The sequence below is a fragment of the Hydrogenophaga sp. BPS33 genome, from assembly GCF_009859475.1.
GTDB lineage: Bacteria > Pseudomonadota > Gammaproteobacteria > Burkholderiales > Burkholderiaceae_C > Hydrogenophaga.
In genome coordinates this window covers 5,698,740-5,717,157 of the sequence record NZ_CP044549.1, presented here as the reverse complement: position 1 = coordinate 5,717,157, position 18,418 = coordinate 5,698,740, and the positions used below count along the sequence as shown (strand labels likewise).

General features: G+C 67.7%; 18 protein-coding genes. 15 read left to right on the top strand and 3 right to left on the bottom strand.

Annotation, left to right across the window (positions count from 1 at the left end; translation table 11 throughout):
- Positions 1-30 precede the first annotated feature (30 nt).
- From F9K07_RS26475 to F9K07_RS26455, 5 genes are read left to right on the top strand one after another with little or no spacing between them, the layout of a single operon-like run.
- On the top strand, positions 31-912 hold the full coding sequence (locus F9K07_RS26475; RefSeq protein WP_159596250.1) for an amidohydrolase family protein: 882 nt from the start codon (positions 31-33) through the stop codon (positions 910-912).
- A gap of 38 nt (positions 913-950) precedes the next feature.
- Positions 951-1,925, top strand: coding sequence for a Bug family tripartite tricarboxylate transporter substrate binding protein (locus F9K07_RS26470; protein ID WP_159596249.1), 975 nt, complete (start codon positions 951-953; stop codon positions 1,923-1,925).
- A complete protein-coding gene (locus tag F9K07_RS26465; protein ID WP_236581575.1) occupies positions 1,922-2,377 on the top strand; it encodes a nuclear transport factor 2 family protein in 456 nt (151 codons plus the stop codon). Before F9K07_RS26470 ends, F9K07_RS26465 begins: the two co-directional genes overlap by 4 nt.
- A gap of 9 nt (positions 2,378-2,386) precedes the next feature.
- Positions 2,387-3,013 (top strand): flavin reductase family protein, encoded by a 627-nt coding sequence (locus tag F9K07_RS26460; RefSeq protein ID WP_159596248.1) that lies wholly within the window; start codon positions 2,387-2,389, stop codon positions 3,011-3,013.
- A gap of 20 nt (positions 3,014-3,033) precedes the next feature.
- On the top strand, positions 3,034-3,876 hold the full coding sequence (locus F9K07_RS26455; RefSeq protein WP_159596247.1) for a hypothetical protein: 843 nt from the start codon (positions 3,034-3,036) through the stop codon (positions 3,874-3,876).
- A 153-nt stretch (positions 3,877-4,029) separates the two neighbouring features.
- Here the strand turns inward: F9K07_RS26455 and F9K07_RS26450 are convergent, their stop codons facing one another.
- Complete coding sequence (locus tag F9K07_RS26450; protein ID WP_159596246.1) at positions 4,030-4,857, bottom strand: DNA-binding transcriptional regulator; 828 nt, start codon at positions 4,855-4,857, stop codon at positions 4,030-4,032.
- On the bottom strand, positions 4,857-5,666 hold the full coding sequence (locus tag F9K07_RS26445) for a trypsin-like peptidase domain-containing protein (protein ID WP_159596245.1): 810 nt from the start codon (positions 5,664-5,666) through the stop codon (positions 4,857-4,859). Before F9K07_RS26445 ends, F9K07_RS26450 begins: the two co-directional genes overlap by 1 nt.
- A gap of 154 nt (positions 5,667-5,820) precedes the next feature.
- On the opposite strand from F9K07_RS26445, the gene F9K07_RS26440 reads away from it, so the two are divergent.
- The 5 genes from F9K07_RS26440 to F9K07_RS26415 all read left to right on the top strand — a co-directional run bounded on the left by F9K07_RS26440 (position 5,821) and on the right by F9K07_RS26415 (position 11,616).
- Positions 5,821-6,258, top strand: a complete 438-nt coding sequence (locus F9K07_RS26440; RefSeq protein WP_201451483.1) for a BON domain-containing protein — start codon at positions 5,821-5,823, stop codon at positions 6,256-6,258.
- A gap of 117 nt (positions 6,259-6,375) precedes the next feature.
- Positions 6,376-7,425: an ABC transporter substrate-binding protein gene (locus F9K07_RS26435; RefSeq protein ID WP_159596244.1), complete on the top strand. Its 1,050-nt coding sequence runs from the start codon at positions 6,376-6,378 to the stop codon at positions 7,423-7,425.
- The gene (locus tag F9K07_RS26430) at positions 7,422-10,067 is read left to right on the top strand and encodes a PAS domain-containing protein (RefSeq protein WP_159596243.1); all 2,646 of its coding nucleotides are present in this window, start codon (positions 7,422-7,424) and stop codon (positions 10,065-10,067) included. Before F9K07_RS26435 ends, F9K07_RS26430 begins: the two co-directional genes overlap by 4 nt.
- Positions 10,068-10,159: 92 nt before the next feature.
- Positions 10,160-10,606, top strand: coding sequence for a universal stress protein (locus tag F9K07_RS26425; protein WP_159596242.1), 447 nt, complete (start codon positions 10,160-10,162; stop codon positions 10,604-10,606).
- Positions 10,607-10,875: 269 nt separating this feature from the next.
- On the top strand, positions 10,876-11,616 hold the full coding sequence (locus tag F9K07_RS26415; protein WP_159596240.1) for a class I SAM-dependent methyltransferase: 741 nt from the start codon (positions 10,876-10,878) through the stop codon (positions 11,614-11,616).
- A 121-nt stretch (positions 11,617-11,737) separates the two neighbouring features.
- Here F9K07_RS26415 and F9K07_RS26410 read toward each other — a convergent pair whose 3' ends face one another.
- The gene (locus tag F9K07_RS26410) at positions 11,738-13,084 is read right to left on the bottom strand and encodes an NAD(P)/FAD-dependent oxidoreductase (protein WP_159596239.1); all 1,347 of its coding nucleotides are present in this window, start codon (positions 13,082-13,084) and stop codon (positions 11,738-11,740) included.
- Positions 13,085-13,250: 166 nt separating this feature from the next.
- Between F9K07_RS26410 and F9K07_RS26405 the strand changes: the two genes are divergently transcribed.
- The 5 genes from F9K07_RS26405 (at position 13,251) to F9K07_RS26385 (ending at position 18,279) form a co-directional block, all read left to right on the top strand.
- On the top strand, positions 13,251-14,144 hold the full coding sequence (locus F9K07_RS26405; RefSeq protein WP_159596238.1) for a LysR family transcriptional regulator: 894 nt from the start codon (positions 13,251-13,253) through the stop codon (positions 14,142-14,144).
- A 105-nt stretch (positions 14,145-14,249) separates the two neighbouring features.
- A complete protein-coding gene (locus F9K07_RS26400; RefSeq protein WP_159596237.1) occupies positions 14,250-15,230 on the top strand; it encodes a Bug family tripartite tricarboxylate transporter substrate binding protein in 981 nt (326 codons plus the stop codon).
- Between the two features lie 8 nt (positions 15,231-15,238).
- Entirely contained in the window at positions 15,239-16,198 is a 960-nt protein-coding gene (locus F9K07_RS26395; RefSeq protein ID WP_236581573.1) for a succinylglutamate desuccinylase/aspartoacylase domain-containing protein, read from the top strand.
- A 152-nt stretch (positions 16,199-16,350) separates the two neighbouring features.
- Positions 16,351-16,851 carry a hypothetical protein gene (locus tag F9K07_RS26390; protein ID WP_159596235.1) on the top strand — a complete coding sequence of 167 codons (501 nt, stop codon included), beginning with the start codon at positions 16,351-16,353 and terminating at the stop codon, positions 16,849-16,851.
- A 120-nt stretch (positions 16,852-16,971) separates the two neighbouring features.
- On the top strand, positions 16,972-18,279 hold the full coding sequence (locus F9K07_RS26385; protein ID WP_236581558.1) for a DUF445 domain-containing protein: 1,308 nt from the start codon (positions 16,972-16,974) through the stop codon (positions 18,277-18,279).
- Positions 18,280-18,418: the final 139 nt, after the last annotated feature.

Below are 18,418 nucleotides of genomic sequence, written 5' to 3'. Positions count from 1 at the left end.
TACAGTGCGCATCGACAACCCGGAGACAACATGAAGACCCCATCGCTCGGCCACCTCGGCCATAGCGGCCACCGCCAGCTCCCGGCCATGCGTGTCGACGCGCACGCCCACGTGTACGACCTGGCGCGGTATCCCTTCCACGGCACGCGCGGCTTCGACGCGAGCGACAACGAGGTGGGCACCGCCGAGCAGTTCGCCTGCGTGCTGGACGCACACGACTTCACCCATGGCCTGCTGATCAATCCGCTGGGCGGCTATGGCACCGACAACCGCTGCCTGCTCGACGTACTCGAACGCTACGAGGGCCGCTTCAAGGGTGTGGCCGTGGTGGCCCATGGCACATCCGAAGCCGAGTTCGCGCGCATGACGGCCGCCGGCATCGTCGGCCTGCGCTTCAACCTCAACTTTCCGACCAGCCCCACGCTCGACGCCGAAGGTGCGCAACGCACCCTGGCCCTGGCGCGCGAGCAGGGTTGGTTCGCGCAGGTGCACTACGAAGGCGAGACGCTGCTGCGCGCCTTGCCCATCCTGGAGCGCGCTGGCCTGCCCATTGTGGTCGACCACTGTGGCCGGCCCGATGCCCAGGCCGGGCTGGACCAGCCGGGCTTTCGCGCGTTGCTCGACCTGGGTCGGCGCAGCAACGCGGTGGTCAAGCTCTCGGGCGTGTTCCGCTTCGGCGGCGAGTTCCCCTACACCGCGGCAGACCCCTACGCCGCGGCCTTGATCGACGCCTTCGGCATCGATCGTTGCGTCTGGGGTTCGGACTGGCCTTACCTGCGCGCGAGCCACCGCGTGGACCACGCCACGCTGCTCGCGGCCTTGCACCGCTGGCTGCCCGACGAGGCCGACCGCCAGAAAGTGCTGGGCGACAACCCGGCGCGCATCTTCGGTTTCCAGCCGCTGGCCGCTTGAACACGCGCGGCCTTCTCTTTCCACACTCAGGAGACTCCATGACATCGATTTCCCGCCGCCGTCTGCTCACGGCAGCCACCGCCGCCACGGCCAGCTCGCTCCTGGCCGTTCCCGCTGTCGCCCAGGGCGACGCTTTCCCCAGCCGGCCGATCCGCGTCATCGTGCCCTACGCCGCCGGCGGCGCCGACAGCTACATCCGTCCGCTGCAGGACACCCTGAGCAAGAAGCACGGCATCACGCTGGTGATCGAGTCGATCGTCGGCGCGGGCGGCACTGTGGGCGCCAACCGCGTCAAGCGCGCGGCAGCCGATGGCTACACCTTGCTGTTCTGCGGCTCCGGCGCGCTCACCATCGCACCCAAGCTGCAGAACGACACGCTCTCGCCGGCCGACTTCGAACCGGTGATCAACTTGGCCACCATTCCCTATGTGATCGCCACGCGCAAGGCGTCCAACATCCGCAGCGGGCGCGATTTCGTCGACTACATCAAGCGCAACCCGGGCAAGCTCGACTACGGTTCGCCCGGCATCGGCGCAGCGCCCCACCTCGGCATGGAGGCCCTGGCCGCCAGCCTGGGCACCAGCGTGAACCACGTGCCCTTCAGCGGCATCGCCACTGCCGTGCAGTCGATCATGGGTGGCCACATCGAGGCCGTGATCGGCGCGCCCAGCGCCGTCATGCCGCAGGTGCGTTCGGGCCAGCTCTGGCCCATCGGCGTCACCACGCGCCAGCGTGTGCCCCTCATGCCCGACCTGCCCACGCTGGCCGAGGCCGGCGCGCCGATCGACGTGACCACGCATTTCGGTTTCCTGGCGCCCAGGGGAACGCCGTCGGCCGTGGTCCAGAAACTGGCGGCGGCCATTGCCGATGCGGCGCGCGACCCGGCGTTCCTGTCTGTGCTCGAAGGTATGCAGACCCCGGTGGATGTAAAGCCCGCGGCCGAATTTGCCCGCGCGCTCGTGGCCGAAGCGGCCGCCTTCGAGCCGGTGATCGCCAAACTGCCGCGGCAATGAGCGTGCCCGACACCACGCCCATCGACACCGCCCGCATCGAGGCGGCCATCGAACGGCTCAACGTCGACTACTGGTTCGACGTCGATCACCACGAAGGCGTGCATGCGCACACCTTCTATACCGACGACGGCGTCTTCACCACCAGCATCCGCAGCCGCACCGGCCACGAGGCGATTGCCGCCTTCTACCGCGGCCGGCAGGACGGGCGCGTGCGCACCGCGCGGCACGTCATCAGCAACCTGCGCGTGCAGGTGCGGGACGCCGAGCACGCCAGCGCGGACTGGATCTTGCTTCTCTACGCCGCCGACGGTGCACCGGTGCTGCCCTCGGAGTCGGCGATCATGATCGCCGACGTGCACGACGAATGCGTGCGCGGCACCGATGGCCGCTGGCGTTATGCCTCGCGCACCATCGTGCCGGTCTTCAAGAGCGCCACGCCTACCACAGGATGAACGGATAACGTGTTCCACGACCTTCGCAACGCCCCCGCCTTCAAGCGGTCCATCTTCAACGCCATCGTCGCCCCGCGCCCCATCGGCTGGATCAGCTCGATGAGCGCGGCGGGCCACTGCAACCTCGCGCCGTTCTCGCACTTCAACATGGTGTCCACCGCGCCGCCGGTGCTCATGTTCTCGTGCAACACGCCGGGCGACCGGCCCGAGAAGGACACCATTGCCAACGTGCGCGAGACCGGCGAGTTCGTCTACAACCTGGTCTCGCGCGACCTGACCGAGCAGATGAACGCCACCTCGGCCGCTCTGCCGCACGGCACCGACGAGTTCGAGGTGGCGGGCCTGACCAAGGCACCGTGCCAGTTCGTGCGCGCGCCGCGCGTGGCCGCCTCGCCCGCGTCGATGGAATGCCGCCTGCTGCGTTTCGTGGAGATCGAGCCCGAGTTGCCCGGCGACACCGCCAGCATCGTGGTGTTCGGCCGCATCATCGGCCTGCACACGGCCGAGGGCTTCATCGATGCCAACGGCCGCTTCGACACCGCGCGCGCGCGCCCCATGACACGACTGGGCGGCAACCAGTACGCCGAGGCCGGCGCGATCTTCGAGATGGCCGCGCCTTTCGTCAAAAGAACCTGAACCCCACACGAACTACCACCATGTCTCAGAACCTTTCGACCGTCCGGCCTCCCACTTTGCTCGATGTCTCCAACGAGTGCGCCACGGCGGGCGCGGCCGCCTGGGACGCGCGAGGCCAGAACTTCCATGTCGCCTGGCGGCGGGCCGGCGACGCGCCGCTGCGCATGGAGACCGCGTCGGCCGACGAACTCATGCTGATCGTGCTGGACGCGCCGGTGGCCATCGAAGCCGAGGGCCGCGCGCCGGTCAACGCGCCGGCGCGCACCATCGCCATCCTGCCCGCCGGCGCATGGCATCTGGCGCTGGCGCCCCGGGCCACCTGCGCCGTGCTGCGCTCCTTGCGCGAGGACGCGGTGGACGCACCGGCCCGCAATGCCCAGGCCTACCGCGAGCGCGACCCGCGCATCGTGCCCGTGGGCGCGCCGTACCGTGCCTTGCGCGATGCCGATGCGGTGCGGCTGCTGCCGATCGACCAGGTGCAGGCGTCCAAGGACAAGCCGCGGCTGAAGATGCTGCAGACCGCCACGATGTCCATCAATTGGGTGGAGTACGAAGGCCCGCGTGACCGCAGCGCGCTCAGCCCGCATGCGCACAGCCAATTCGAACAAGGTTCGCTGGCGCTGGCGGGCGATTTCGTGCACCACCTGCGCACGCCGTGGGGCGCCGATGCCGGTCTCTGGCAGGACGACCGTCACGCTGCGTTGGGTGCTCCTTCGCTGATGGTCGTGCCGGTGAACCTGATCCACACCAGCGAAGGTGTGGGCCCGGGGCACCATGTGTTGATCGATATCTTTTCGCCGCCGCGAGCCGATTTCATTGCCAATCAATGGGTGTACAACGCCAGCGACTACGTCGCTGGCTAGGGGCTCCCGCCTGCGCCGCTTCGCGGCTTCCCCCCTCTCTGGCGCGCCTTCGGCGCTTGGAGGGGGGACGACACCTTGGGCCGGCGCAGCCGTGCCTTGGTGTCTCTGGATGAAGGCACGTCTCGCCGGGTGGAGAGCTCCGGCGCGCGGGGTTTAGCTCCCTCGCCCCTCTGGGGAGAGGGTAGGGGTGAGGGGCACGCCAGAAGCACTGCCACTTCTATCCACCAATGCCTCGCGCGCACGCTGCGCCACGTCTTGCAACGGCCGCAGGTAACGCTCCACCGCCTCGCTGGCCGGCATGGTCGAAGCAAACCAGGTCAGCCCGATCGCGCCGACGGCACGCTGGCCGTCGAACACCGGCACCGCCAGCGTGTTCGACACCGGTCTCACCTTCGGATGGCGCAGCGCATAACCTCTGCGGCGGATCAGTTCGAGCGTGGCGTCCAGCGATTCGCGCTGGTGCGCGATCGCGTTCTCGGCGTCGCCCACAGAACGCAGCGCCATCCCGATCAGGATCTCGCGTTCGTCCGGGTCGCAGAACGCCAGATAGGCCAGGCCCAGCGCCCGCGTGACCAGGCTCAGGCGCATGTCGATGCTGGAGTGCAGCAGCGCCAGCGGCGAGCGCGGCACCGTGCTGTAGCGGATCACGGCGGCGTCGCTGTCGGGCACGGCCAGCGCCACCGGCCACTTCACCTCGGCGGTGAGCGCGTCCATCAGCGGCGCCAGCACCTCGACGATGCGCGGTTCGCTGTGAAAGCCGCTGGCCAGTGCGCGCACCTTGGAGGTCAGCATGTAGCCGCGCCTCGGTTCGTTGCGCACATAGCCCTCAACCGCCAGTGTCTGCAGCAGGCGCACCAGCGAGGGCTTGGGAATGCCGGTCTGCCGGTGCAGCTGGGCGATGCCCACCACCGGATAACAGTTGAGCACTTCCAGTACGCGCAGGGTGCGCACCACCGCTTCGACGGGCGGAAACGAGGCCATTACGCCGCCGTCAGCGTGAGCAGGATGTCGGCGTACCACGCGCAGTTCAGGCCGAGCGACTCGTCCAGCACCAGGTCGCGGTTGCCCATGTCCATGCGCGAGGAATGCACGCCCATGAGCTTCCAGGGCAGGGCCGCGGTGTCCGCGCTGGGCTGTGCGTCGCGCATGACCACCGCCGCGCCGCTGGTGCCTCGGTGGGTGCGCGCGTCGGTGAGAAAGTAACCCTGGCGCTGGAACCGGATGCCGAAGGGCGAGGCGATGGCCGCATGGCGCAGCACCGGCAGGTAGTGCACCGTGTCGTGGAAGCCCAGCGGAAAGCCCACCACCCGCAACGCCGTGTCGGCGGGCACGGCGCTGAAGGCGGTCTGGATGTGCGCTGGCGTGAAGGCTGCCACCACTGCCTTGGCGGGAAACGCCGTGCGGTCGAGTTCGATCACCGCCACATCGATCTCACCACCGCTGTCGCTGCCCTGGTGCCAGACCGCGATGCCGTCGTCGTACAGTGGCACGGAGAAGCCCGTGGACTGCGTGAGGTCGGTCGCGTCCACATGCAGGCCGATCTCGATGCGGTCGGGCCGGTGGTCGCTACCCTCGTCGAACAGCACATGCCGGCTCGTGACCAGATACAGCCGCCCGTCGCGCTCGAAAAAGAAGCCGCTGGCATTGGTCAGCGGCTGCGTGCCGACGAAGGTGGCTACCTGCGGCGCGGCCAGAAACAGCGGGTCGATCGGCGCGGGAGGCGGCGAGGGTGGGTCGATCGCGGCCTTGGCGGCCTGGGTTGCGGTGCTGGTACGGGCATTGTTTTTCATCGGCGAAGTGTCGCATTCCCGCGCATCGCACTTTGTAGGACGGATTCCCACCGTGCGGCGCTGTGTGCGCTAGCGAACCGACGCATAGGCGGGCGCGCAGGGAAAGTGGCTCCGTGGTCGTCACGGTCGACGGCCCCCTAACAGGAGAATGCACATGAACACTTCATACACCCGACGACTCGTTCCCGCCTGCGCGATTGCGCTGGCCGTGGCCGCACTGGCCGCTTGCAACAAGAGCGAAGCGCCGATGGATGCTCCACCGGCCTCCGCACCCGCCCCCATGGAGCCTGCCCCGGCGCCAGCCGTACCCCCCGCCACGCCGCCCGCCGCGAGCGCACCCGACATGGGCTCGTCGACCAACACCACCGTGGGCGAGAAGATCGACGACACCGTGGTCACCACCAAGGTGAAGACCGCCTTTTTGGCCGACGACACGGTCAAGGGCATGGACATCAAGGTGACCACCGTGGCCGGCGAAGTGCAACTCGCCGGTGAGGTTGAAACGCAGGCGCAGATGGACCGTGCCGTGGAGATCGCCAAGGGTGTCGAGGGTGCGGCGCGCGTGCAGAACGGCATGACGCTCAAGAAGTGACCCCGGCGCGCTGACGCTTCGGGAAGGGGCGCAGCGCCGCCTGCGCAGGCGTGTGTTTCGCCCCCATGGTCACCCATTGCCTAAAATCCCTGCTTTTACTGGTGTCAGAATGTTTCCATGGACCATGGGAAGTCAAAGCAGGGCCGACGGCCTGACAACGGGAGGCTGCGCGCCTGGCTGAGCCGGCTGCGCGCGCAGTGGGTTCGCCCCGTGGCGGCCGCCGTGGTGGCGCTGGGAGTGGTGGGATGCAGCGAGCCGCCTCAACCGCCCATCGTGGTGGGCTTGAACGCCTGGGTGGGTTACGACCCGCTGGTGCTCGCACGCGACCGTGGCCTGTCCGATGCCCGCCAGGTCAAGGTGGTCGAACTCATTTCGAGCGCCGAAGCCTTGCGCCACCTGCGCAATGGGCTGCTTGACGCCGCAGGCCTGACCATGGACGAGGCGCTGCGCCTTGTGGACAGCGGCTTCGACGTGCGCATCGTCGCGCTGCTCGACACCTCGGCAGGTGCCGATGTGGTGCTTGCCGCGCCCAGCATTCGCAGCCTGCAAGGGCTGCGCGGCCAGCGCATTGCCGTGGAAGACGCGACCGTCGGCACGTTGGTGCTCGAGCGCCTGCTGCGCGAGGCCCGTCTGCAGCGCGAAGACGTGACGGTGGTTCGCATGGACGCACCCCGGCACCTCATGGCGCTGGAAAGTGGTCGGGTGGCCGCGGCGGTGAGCTACGCGCCCATCGACGGCGCCATCCAGGCCGAGGGTTACCGCCCCATCTTCGACAGCCGCCGAATGCCGGGCGAGATCGTCGACGTGCTCGTGGTCCGCACCGATGTGCTGCGCCGGCGGCCCGAGGCGGTGGATGCGCTGCTGCTGGCCTGGGCGCAAGGCTTGCAGATGCTGCAGCAGGACGCTGCCGGCGCCGCTGCCTCGCTGGCGCCTGGCGCTGAACTCACGGCCGCGCAGTACCTGGCCGTGCAGCAGGGTATAAGTTTCTACACACCCGCGCAGTCGCTCGACCTGCTGCGCGGCGACCCGCCGCCATTGGCGCAACAGGGCGACGGCGTGGCGAGTTTGATGCGGGAATTGGGGCTGTTGCGCGTGGCGCCGAATTGGGCCGCGCTGATCGACACCGCGCCGGCCGAGCGCACCCGCCTCCAACTGCCCTTGCCATGAAACCGGTGACCCGCCTGCTGTCGATCCCCGCGCGCTGGCTCGCGCCCCTGCTGCTGGCCGCCTTTGCCCTGACCACCACCGCCATCAATCTGGCCCTGGAATGGCGCGACGTGGACCAGCAGGTGACCGACAGCGAAACCCGTCGCCTGCGCGAGCGCCTGAGCGTGGAGCAAAGCCGGTTGAGCGTTCAGGTGGGCAACGGCAACCCCTTGGTGGTGCGCCGGCTCGTGGGGGGGCTGGGCCTGTATGGCGGCATGCAGCACGCCTATCTGGTCAACCCGCAAGGCCAGGTGCAGGCGTCCTTGAACCGTGCCGACATCGGCCGCGCGTTCGCCGACCTGCAAGACCAGCCCGGCCTGGCCTTGCTGGCCCCGGCGTTCGCCACACCGTTGACCGGCGCGACCTTGCAGGTGGCCCGCCCAGCGGGTTCTGCGCTCCTGTTGGGGCGGGCCGTGCTGGAGCCGGGCCACGAGCTGCTGACGGTGGTCGACCTCAGCCAGCCCATCGCCACCCGCATTGCGGGCTTGCGTGCGCAGATGCTGCGCGAAAGCGTGGTGCTGGCCGTGCTCGTGGGCGCGCTCGCCTTGCTGCTGCACTGGGTCTGGTTCCGCCGCGCCGAGCAGTTGGCCCGCGCGCTCACCACCATGGGCGAGGGTCAATTGCAGGCGCGCAGCGGCTTGCAAGGGCGCGACGAACTCGCGCTCATCGGCGCGGCGGCCGACCGCATGGCCGAACGGCTGCAAGCCAGCCATTCCCAGCTGCAGCGCATGACCGACGTGGTCGAACGCTCGCCGCTGGTGGTGATCGAGTGGTTCAACGTCATCGGCTGCCCGATCCACTACGTGAGCCCTTCCATCGCGCAGTGGGGCTACGCGCCCGAGCCCCTGCTGCAGGGGCGCATGACCTACGACGATCTGATCCACCCCGACGACGTCGGGCGCGTCAACGCCGAGATCGACCACTACCTCGAACATGGCCCCGACCAGTACCGCCAGGAATACCGCCTGCGCTGCGCCGACGGGCGCTGGATCTGGATCGACGACCGCAGCGCCCTCACGCGCAACGCCGAAGGCAAGGTCACCGGCATCAGTGGTGTGCTGCTCGACATCACGGTGCAGAAGGAAGCCGAGATCGCGCAGCGCGAACAGGCCGAGTTCCAGCGGCTGTTCTACGAACTGCCCCTGATCGGCATGGCGATCTCCTCGCCCAACAGCACACATTGGCTGCAGGTCAACGACCGCCTGTGCGAGATCCTGGGGTACCCGCGCGAAGAGCTGCTGAAAATGCGATGGGCCGACATGACGCCCGAGCCCGACCTGGAGCGCAACATCCAGTTGCTCGACCGCATGAAGGCTGGCCTGTCCGAGAGTTACCAGATGCACAAGCGCTTCGTGCGCTGGGATGGCAGCTTCGTGCATACCGAAATCCACGTGCGCGCAGTGCGCGAGCCGGACGGCCGCTTGAAGCACCTGTTCTCCATCGTCCAGGACATCACCGAGCGCTTGCAGACCAGCCAGGCGTTGAGCGACCAGAAAGGACTGCTCGAACAGGCCGAAGCCATGGCCGGCCTGGGCAGCTGGCTGTACGACACGAACACGCAGCGCATCTGGTGGTCGCGGCAGATGTACCGCAACATCGGCCGCGAGGAAGGTGAGGGACCGCCGCCCGACCTCGGCAGCTATCTCGACTGCCTGCACCCCGAGGACCGTGCGCGCGTCGAGAGGTTCATGCAGGCGCTGCCCCACCGAGGTCGCATGCACGCCGAGTTCCGCCGCCATCCAGCGCTGGGCCGCGAACGCTGGTTCCGTGCCAGCGTGGAGTGCCGCGCACTGGCCGATGAGGCCGGCTTCCAGTACAGCGGCACCTTGCTCGACATCACGCAACTCCGGCAGGCGCAGACCAACCTGGAGCGCATCAACGCCAAGCTGGAGCAGCGCGTGGCCGAGCGCACCGCGCAGCTCAGCGCGGCCAACCGTGAACTCGAGGCGTTTTCGTACACCGTCTCGCACGACCTGAAGGCGCCCCTGCGGGGCATCGATGGCTACAGCCAGTTGCTGGAAGAAGAACACGCCGGGCAAATGAACGACGAAGGCCGCCAGTTCGTGGGACGCATTCGCCGGGGGGTGCAGCAGATGGCCACGCTGATTTCCGACCTGCTGGACTACTCGCGCATGGAGCGGCGTGCGATGGAGCCGCAGGCCGTGGAGTTGCGGCCCCTGGTGGATCTGGTACTGGAAAGCCATGCCGCCGACATCGCCTCGGCCGGCACCGAGGTGCGCTTGCAACTGGATCCGATGACGCTGCGGCTGGACCGCGACGGCCTGGCCGTGGTGCTGCGCAACCTGGTCGGCAACGCCATCAAGTTCAGTGCCAGCCGCGACCAACCGCATGTGGAAGTCGGCGCGCGAACCGAGGGTGGCAGGCACATTCTCTGGGTGAAAGACAACGGTGTGGGCTTCGACATGCAGTACCACGACCGCATCTTCGGCATCTTCCAGCGCCTGCAGCGCGCCGAGGACTACGCCGGCACGGGTGTGGGCCTGGCGCTGGTGGCCAAGGCGGTGCAGCGCATGGGCGGGCGCGTGTGGGCCGACAGCAGCCTCGGGCAAGGCGCCACGTTCTACCTCGAGTTCCGCGCGTGACGCGCATTCCGGTTTAGGATGGCCTCGTCACCGCCGCGCCCTGCACGGTCCGGCGCGCGGTCTTGTCGGTCCTGCTGTTTCACGGAGTGCCCATGCTGAAAATCCTGATCCCTGTCGACGGTTCCTCGCACGCCTTGTTGGCGGTGCACCACGCCTTGCGCCTCGTTGGTGCCGGGCTCAAGGCGCGGTTCCTGGTCGCCAACGTTCAGGAGGGCGCGAACCTGTACGAACTGGTGGTGGCGCACGACCCGGTGGTGCTGCAACAGGTGAGCGATGCCGCAGGCCGCGATCTCGTGCGCCCGGCCGTGGCGCTGTTGAGCGCGGCAGGTCTGCAGGTGGAACAGGCCGTGGCCAGCGGCGATCCGGCGAACATGCTGGTCGAGCTCATCGAGAGCCACAGTTGCGACGCGGTGATCATGAGCACGCGCGGCAGCGGCCTGCGCGCCGCGGTGCTGGGCTCGGTGTCGCAGGACATGGTGCAGCAGTCACCCGTGCCCGTGACCCTGGTGAAGGTGCCGCTGGACGCACAGCCCGATTGATTTGCGCTGCCGTCCTTGTCCTACAGCCCAAGCGCGACACGGCCGACAAGCCCGGCGCATCAGGCTCCTTACGATGGGTTCACACACATGCAAAGGAGACTGTCGTGAACACCATCATCTATATCGTGGGCCTTGTCGTCGTGATCGGGATCATCCTGAGCTTCTTCGGCCTGCGCTGAGCGGCAGGCGCGGTAGAGCGCCTCCATATCGGTCCTTCTAGGTTCTTGCAAGCGCGCGGATTAACATGCGGGCTTCTGCAGGAGCCCACATTGATCGAACCGTCCCCCCAACTGCCGCACGCGCCGCTGCCCGCCTACTACCGCGACGAGGCCGACCATGCGCGCTACGTGCGCCGCATCTTCGACGAGACCGCCGTCGACTACGACCGCATCGAACGCGCCATGGCGTTCGGCTCGGGTGGCTGGTACCGGCGCGAAGCGCTGAGGCGGGCCGGTTTGAAGGCCGGCGACACGGTGGTGGACGTGGGCATCGGCACCGGGCTGCTGGCGCGCCAGGCCTGCGCCCTCATCGGCGACCAGGGACGCCTCATCGGCGTCGACCCCAGCCCGGGCATGCTCGCGCAGGTGAACCTGCCCGGCGTCGAGCTGCGGGCTGGCCGCGCGGAAGCGCTGCCGTGCGCCGATGGAGAGGCCGACTTTCTGAGCTTTGGCTATGCGTTTCGCCACGTGTCGGACGTGGACGCTGCCTTGCGCGAATTCCACCGCGTGCTCAGGCCCGGCGCCAAGCTGCTCATTCTGGAAATCAGCCAGCCCGAGAGCCGCCTCTCGCGCGCCTGCGTGAAGTTCTACATGCGGCGCATCGTACCGACCCTGGCGCGTTTTGTCTCCCGTGAGCGCAACAGCGCCGAGCTGTGGCGCTACTACTGGGACACCATCGAGAGCTGCATTCCGCCTGCGCAGATTCTCCAGGCCATGGAACGCGCGGGTTTTATCCAGGTGCAGCGCCACACCGAGCTGGGGGTGTTTTCCGAATACACGGCAGTGAAATAAGAACACCCCCCTGCGCCGCTGCGCCGCTTCCCCCCTCTGTTGCGCGCCTTCGGCGCTTCGAGGGGGGACGGCATCTTGGGCCGGCAAAGCCGTCCCTCGGTGCCTCTGGTTCAACTCCCCTTCAATCCGCTTTCATGATGGTCTCGCCGCGCAGAGGTCCCATCTCTCGGATGTTGAAGCGGTGCCGTTTCCACCCCGCGTAGGTGCGCCGCCAGTTCGCGACCGAGACCACGTAGTAGATCAGCTTGAACATCACCAGCGACATGCGGTAGGCCGGCCCGTGGTGGATGTCGGCCGCCAGCAGCGACATGAGGCCCTGTTTCACCTTGAAGCGGTTGTTCGGGTGCATGAACATGTCGCGGATGGTGGGGTTGGTCACGCGGTAGATGAACCAGGAATAGTCGCGCGGACCCACGCGCATGCGCTTCTCCAGCGCGGCGCGTGCCGCGGCCAGCGCTTGCGGCCGGTCCAGCGCCGTCGCCACCAGCTGCGCGCCATCGAAGGCACTCTGCATCGCCAGGAACACGCCCGAAGAAAACATCGGGTCGATGAAGGTGTAGGCGTCGCCCACCATCAGGTAGCGATCGCCCGTGGCGTGCGTGCTGGAGTACGAGAAGTTGCCCGTGGCATGCACTTTGTCGTCCACCAGCGTGGCGTCCTTCAGGCGGTCGTGCAGCTCTGGGCACAGGGCGATCGTGTCGAAGAAATAGTCTTTCAGCGGCTTGTCGCGTGCCTTCAGGTAATAGGCCCAGCACACCGCGCCCACGCTCGTGGTGCCGTCGGCCAACGGGATGAACCAGAACCAGCCGTGTTCGAACCAGCAGATGCTGATGTTGCCTTCGCGCTTGCCTTGCAGACGCCGCGCACCGTGGAAGTGGCCGAACAGGGCGGTGCTGTTGTGGTCCTTGTTCTTTTCCTTGCACTTGAACTTGTTGGCCAGCAGCGTGTCGCGGCCCGAGGCGTCGACCACGAAGCGCGCGCGCCAGTGGCGGGCTTCGCCGCTCTCCAGCTTCGCCTCAACCCGTACGCCCGCGTCGTCGAACGCCACGTCGGTGACCTTCGCACCTTCCAGCGCCTGGGCACCCTGGCTCGCGGCATGGCGGAACAGCAGCTCGTCCAACTCGGAGCGGCGCACCTGCCAGGCCGAGGCCATCGAGGGGTCCCAACCCTCGGCGAAGTCGACATAGCTGCAGTAGTCCAGATCGGGTGGCACGAACTCGATGCCGAACTTGGGCATGCCGATTTTCTCCACCTGATCGCGCACGCCGAGCTGGTCGAACAAGGCCACGTTGCCGGGCAGCAGCGACTCGCCGATGTGAAAGCGCGGGTGGTGGTCCTTCTCCAGCAGCACCACCTTGCGGCCTTCGCGCGCGAGCAGGGTGGCGATGGTAGAGCCGGCGGGGCCGCCGCCGACGACCAGGACATCACAGGCTTCTTCGTTCGGCTTCGTCACTTCGTCTGATCGCATCGAATCGTCTCCCGTTGTTGAGGTGCGAATGGGCAGGCGAAAAATACCACGGCGGCGTGGATCGGCCCGGGAACATGGAACGCGAAGCACGGCCGGATACAGTCAGCGCCGGGGCACTGCGCGCGCCCAGTGCGCACCGGTCCCAGTCGCTCAACGGGGGAAGCCCATGCAGATCAAATGGTTGGAAGACCTCATCGCCTTGTCCGAGACCCGCAGCTTCGTGCGAGCCGCCGCACAGCGCCATGTGACGCACCCGGCGTTCGGCCGGCGGATCAAGAGCCTGGAGGCATGGGCCGGCGTCGAGCTGGTGCTCAGGGACGCGGGCCCGGTGACGCTCACCGCCGCGGGTGAGACCTTGCTTCAGCACGCCCGTCAGGCGGTCGAGGCGCTTGCGTTCGCGCGCAGCGAGATCCAGGACGACGCCGTGCCGGGGCAGGGCGTGGTCACGCTGGCAACGGGGCGCACCCTGGCCCGAACCCTCGCCGCCGATTGGCTGTGGCGCATGCGATCGCACACCGCCGCCGCGCGTGTCCAGGTGCGCACCGGCTCCATGGCCGAGACGCTGCAGCGCTTCGAGCGCGGTGAGGCCGACTTCATGCTGACCTACTACCACCCCGCGGTCACGCAGCGCCTGCAGCCGTCCCTGTACCTGCAACACACCATGGCGCACGACCGGCTGGTACCCGTCTCACGCGCCCAGGCCGGCGGCAAGACGCTCTTTCGCTTTTCCGCCAGCAAACCCGTGCCCTACCTGGCCTACGCCAACACCCTGGCCTTGGGGCAACTGGTGTCCGACCACCTCTCGAACCACGCGCAGGCCCCGCGGTTGAAACCCGTGTTGCAGTGCGATTCCGCAGACGCGCTGCTCGAATACGTGCTCAAGGGCCTCGGCGTGGCCTGGCTGCCGTGGTCGTTGGCGGTGGGTGCGCACCGGGAAGGCAAGCTTGCGCCGCTGGCGGGCAAGGCCCTGGAAATCGCGTTCGAGGTGCGCATGGTCCGCACCAAGCGCCGCCTGTCTCCGTTGGCCGAATCGCTGTGGGACGCCTCCACGGCGCAATGACCGGCCCGCGTCGATATTTCAAAAAAGCACGGGTCGGTGCCGTTCTGGCACATTCACATCGAGACAGCGAACCAAGAATCGCAGCTATTCAAAGAGGAGACACCCATGCGATTCAACCCCAAGCGCCTTGCCCCGTTTCTGCCGTTGGTGGTCGCCGCCGGCCTGATGCCCCCGGCGTATGCACAAACCGACACTTACCCGGACCGTCCGATCACCGTCGTGGTCGGCTATCCGCCCGGCGGCAGCACGGACCTCACCGGCCGCGCGGTGGCCGATCAACTCTCGAAGAAGCTCGGCGTACCGGTGGTGGTGGAGAACGTGGGCGGCGCGGGTGGCGCCATCGGCGCGCACAAGGTGTCCCGCGCGGCGCCGGACGGCTACACGCTGCTGCTGGGGGCCAACAACGAGATCGCGATCAACCGGCTCATCTCGGCGTCGGTGAAGTACAGCTACAAGGACTTCACGCCCGTCGGTCTGGTCGCTTCCACCCCCATGGTGCTGGTGGCCTCTACCCAAAGCGGCATCAAGACGGTGGACCAATTCGTGGGCACGGTGAAGTCCAGGCCGGGCAAATACATGTACGGCAGCTCGGGCGTGGGCACCGCGCTGCACCTCGCCGCCGAAATGGCCAAGCAGCAGGCCGGTCTCTTCATGTCGCACATTCCGTACCGCGGCGTCGGGCCGCTCACGACGGATCTGTATGGCGGCACGGTCGACTTCGGCGTGTACGTGCTCTCCAGCGGGCTCTCGCACATCCGCAGCGGCAAGGTGGTCGCGCTGGGCGTCACCGAAAAGAAGCGCTCCGCCGTGGCACCGGAGATCGCCCCGCTGGCCGATCACCCCGCGCTCAGCAATCTGGACATCAGCGTCTGGTTCGCCCTCATGGCACCGCCCAACCTGCCCGAGGCCATCACCACCCGCCTGCGCAAGGCGCTGGCCGAAGTCCTGCAGACGCCGGATTTCCGCAAGAAGATGGAAGACGCCGGCTCCACTGTGGCGCCGCTCAACGTCGACATGGGCAAGTTCCTGGTGGAAGAGACGGCGAAGTACCAGAAGATCGTTGATTTCGCGAACATCAAGGAGTGAGTGGCACCGTGTTCTCGCTGACCCCTCCCGATCTGGGCCCCTGGCGTGCGGGCAACACCGGCGTCGAAGGCGTGTGGCACTTCGACGCCGAGCGACCCGGGCGCCGCGTCATGTTGAGCGCACTGGTGCACGGCAACGAGCTCTGTGGCGCATGGGCCTTGAAGGAACTGCTCGAAGCCGGCGTGCGCCCCGCATGCGGATCTCTCACCCTGGCGTTCTGCAACCTCGACGCCTTCGACCGCTTCGACGCGAACAACGGCGACGCCTCGCGCTTCGTTGACGAAGACATGAACCGGCAATGGGCGCCTGCGCGCCTGTTCCAGGCGGACTCGCGCGAACGCCGCCGCGCGGCCGTGCTGGAGCCCTTCGTCCAGCGTGCAGACTGGCTGCTCGACCTCCATTCCATGCACGAACCCGGCCTGCCGCTCTCGCTGGTGGGCACCCACGCGCGCAACCTGGCACTGGCGCGCCTTCTGCGTGCCCCGGCGCACGTGGTCGTGGACGCCGGCCACCAGGACGGCGTGCGCATGCGCGACTACGGTCGTTTCGGCCAGTCCGATGCCGAGCAGCCCGACACCCGCTCGCTGCTGATCGAGTGCGGCCACCACGGCGACCGCGCCAGCCTTGTCGTGGCGCGCGACCAGTGCGCTCGCTTTCTGCTGGCAGCGGGCACGGTTGCCGAGGCGTGCGAGCAGCGCTGGATGCCGGGCTGGCGGCAGCCCGACGCTCCCTTGCAGTGGGCCCTGCATGTGACGGATGCCGTGGTCGCGAGAAGTGAGCGCTTTGCCTTCAGCGAGACCTTCCAAGGCCTCGAAGTGATCCCCGAAGCTGGCACGGTGATCGGCGCCAACGATGGCGAACCCGTGAAGACGCCGTACGACAACTGCGTGCTCGTGATGCCCTCCACCCGACAGGCGCGCAAGGGTGTGACGGTGGTGCGGTTCGCGCGGCGGGAGTTGTTGAGGTAGATCGCTGGCAGCTTGTGTCGGCTGCGCGCGGATGTATTTCCGTAAGAGTTGCCGAACGCGGCGTACCACCCCCCGCCAAGGCCCGCCGTGCCGCCGGGCACGCCAACTGCCCTTTTCCTGTCCATCGCCAACAAGATTGGAAAGGAAACACCATGGCACGCAGCAGCATCCAAGGCGCGAGCCTTGCGCCCACCGAACCCGCCGGCCGCGACACCGCCGCCCTCGGCCCCGGCGACTCCTCCGACAGCGGCAGCGACATGATGGGCATCGACGACAGCGAGGGCGGCGATCCCAACATTCCTGCCGATGTCGCGGCCCGCGAGGACGAGAGCGCCGCGCCGCTCACGCCCGAAGCGCTCGATTCTTCCAGCGACGCTTCCGGGACCGGAGAGAGCCGCAGTGCCACGGGCGACGGCGGCAGGCAGGACGGCTGGGACATCGGCGTGGACCGGGTTTTTGCGCCGGGCGGCGGTGACGCCGATGCCGATGCGGAAGAAGACCTGGACCTGTCCTTCATGGATGGGGCACAAGCCATCACCGACGCACCGCCGGGCGAAGAAGAGGAGGCCGACGAAGCGCCGGGGGGTGAAGAGCCTGAGGGCGACGCGGTGCCGCCGAAACCGGCGCCCGGCCATCCCAACGGGAAACGCTGAGGCGGCCTGCGCAGCCGCTGCGCCACACCCCGCTCGAAAACCGACGGGCACAAAAGCGCAAGAATGTAGCTCTGCGGCGCGCACTGCGCCGCTCAGGGCGAACGTCGAGGAGGTGAGCGCTTGGTCGAAAAGCAGATGCGTCAGGGGAGGGACCCGAGCGGGTTCGGTGCGGAGGTGCGGCTGCGGCGCATGCAGCTGGTCGCGCTGGGTTGCCTGGCTGTCGCCACGGCCGTCTTCGTTGCCACGCTCTTCCTTCCGCCCACCTTCGCCATGCGCTTGCTCAAAGCGGGCGCAGAGGCCGCGATGGTCGGCGGCCTGGCCGACTGGTTCGCGGTGGTGGCCTTGTTCCGCCGCCCCTTGGGACTGCCGATTCCCCACACCGCCATCATTCCGGAGAACAAGGACCGCATCGCGGCCAACCTGGCCGACTTTGTGCGCGACAAATTCCTCAACCCGCAGGCCTTGGCGGCGCTGATACAGCAGAGCGATCCCGTCCAGCGCTTCGCCGACTGGTTGCGACAGCCCACCAACGCGCGGCGCGTGGGCCGGCACACGGCAGATCTGGTGAACGGCTGGCTCGACCTCGTGGACGACCGGCGCATCCAGAGCTTCATCAGCGATGCCGCGCGCACCGTGGTGGGCCGGCTGGACTTCTCGCCCGCCCTGGGCTCGGTGCTCGAGATGCTGACCAAAGGCGGGCGGCACCAGCAGTTGCTCGACGCCGGGTTGACCCAGTTGGCGCAGTGGCTGAGCCGGCCCGAGGTGCGCGACGAGATCGCCGCCCGCGTCGTGGCTTGGCTGAAGGAAGACCACAAGTACAAGCAGATGCTTCTGCCCACGGAATGGATCGGCAACCAGGCCGCCCAGGCAGCCAGCGCGGGCGTGAAGCGCTTTCTGGCGGAGGTGGCGAACAGCCCGGCGCACGAATTGCGCGAAGCCTTCGACGAAGCCTTGCAGACCCTGGTGGGCAAGCTCAAGACGGACGAGGATTTCCGCCGCAAGGGCGAAGAGATCAAGGCCTATGTGCTGAACAACCCGGAGCTGGCGGCGTACGCGAGCAGCCTGTGGAAGGCGCTCAGAACCTGGCTGTCCAACGACCTGGCCTCCAGCTCACCCGAGCTGCAGCGGCGTGTTGAGCGCATCGGCGTGTGGCTCGGCGAAAAGATCGCGCAGGACGCCGAGCTGCGCACCTCCCTCAACGACCACATCCAGTCCATCGCCGCATCGGCCGCGCCGCCGTTCGCCGACTTTCTCACGCGCCACATCCGCGACACCGTGCGCCAGTGGGACGCGAAGGCCATGTCGCGGCAGATCGAAGTGAGCATCGGCCCGGACCTGCAATACATCCGCATCAGCGGCACGGCCGTGGGGTGTTGCATTGGGGTGCTGTTGTTTCTGGTGTCGCATGGGCATGAGCTGTTGCAGTAGCAACACTTCGGGCCGTGGGAATAATCTTTCTCCGGAAAGGAAATTCCATGCAGGACGTCCCTACACCTCAGAGCGTCGTCGCCGATGACAAGAAGCGGATCACGTGGATGAACTCGCACTGAAGTCCGACGCCTTCCTT

Bases quoted from the DNA above. Each gene is read 5' to 3' on its own strand.
- F9K07_RS26400 (WP_159596237.1), top strand. From the start codon at position 14,250: ATGCGATTCAACCCCAAGCGCCTTGCCCCGTTTCTGCCGTTGGTGGTC.
- F9K07_RS26450 (WP_159596246.1), bottom strand. From the start codon at position 4,857: ATGGCCTCGTTTCCGCCCGTCGAAGCGGTGGTGCGCACCCTGCGCGTA.
- F9K07_RS26475 (WP_159596250.1), top strand. From the start codon at position 31: ATGAAGACCCCATCGCTCGGCCACCTCGGCCATAGCGGCCACCGCCAG.
- F9K07_RS26470 (WP_159596249.1), top strand. From the start codon at position 951: ATGACATCGATTTCCCGCCGCCGTCTGCTCACGGCAGCCACCGCCGCC.
- F9K07_RS26465 (WP_236581575.1), top strand. From the start codon at position 1,922: ATGAGCGTGCCCGACACCACGCCCATCGACACCGCCCGCATCGAGGCG.
- F9K07_RS26425 (WP_159596242.1), top strand. From the start codon at position 10,160: ATGCTGAAAATCCTGATCCCTGTCGACGGTTCCTCGCACGCCTTGTTG.
- F9K07_RS26445 (WP_159596245.1), bottom strand. From the start codon at position 5,666: ATGAAAAACAATGCCCGTACCAGCACCGCAACCCAGGCCGCCAAGGCC.
- F9K07_RS26430 (WP_159596243.1), top strand. From the start codon at position 7,422: ATGAAACCGGTGACCCGCCTGCTGTCGATCCCCGCGCGCTGGCTCGCG.
- F9K07_RS26440 (WP_201451483.1), top strand. From the start codon at position 5,821: ATGAACACTTCATACACCCGACGACTCGTTCCCGCCTGCGCGATTGCG.
- F9K07_RS26455 (WP_159596247.1), top strand. From the start codon at position 3,034: ATGTCTCAGAACCTTTCGACCGTCCGGCCTCCCACTTTGCTCGATGTC.
- F9K07_RS26435 (WP_159596244.1), top strand. From the start codon at position 6,376: ATGGACCATGGGAAGTCAAAGCAGGGCCGACGGCCTGACAACGGGAGG.
- F9K07_RS26390 (WP_159596235.1), top strand. From the start codon at position 16,351: ATGGCACGCAGCAGCATCCAAGGCGCGAGCCTTGCGCCCACCGAACCC.
- F9K07_RS26410 (WP_159596239.1), bottom strand. From the start codon at position 13,084: ATGCGATCAGACGAAGTGACGAAGCCGAACGAAGAAGCCTGTGATGTC.
- F9K07_RS26405 (WP_159596238.1), top strand. From the start codon at position 13,251: ATGCAGATCAAATGGTTGGAAGACCTCATCGCCTTGTCCGAGACCCGC.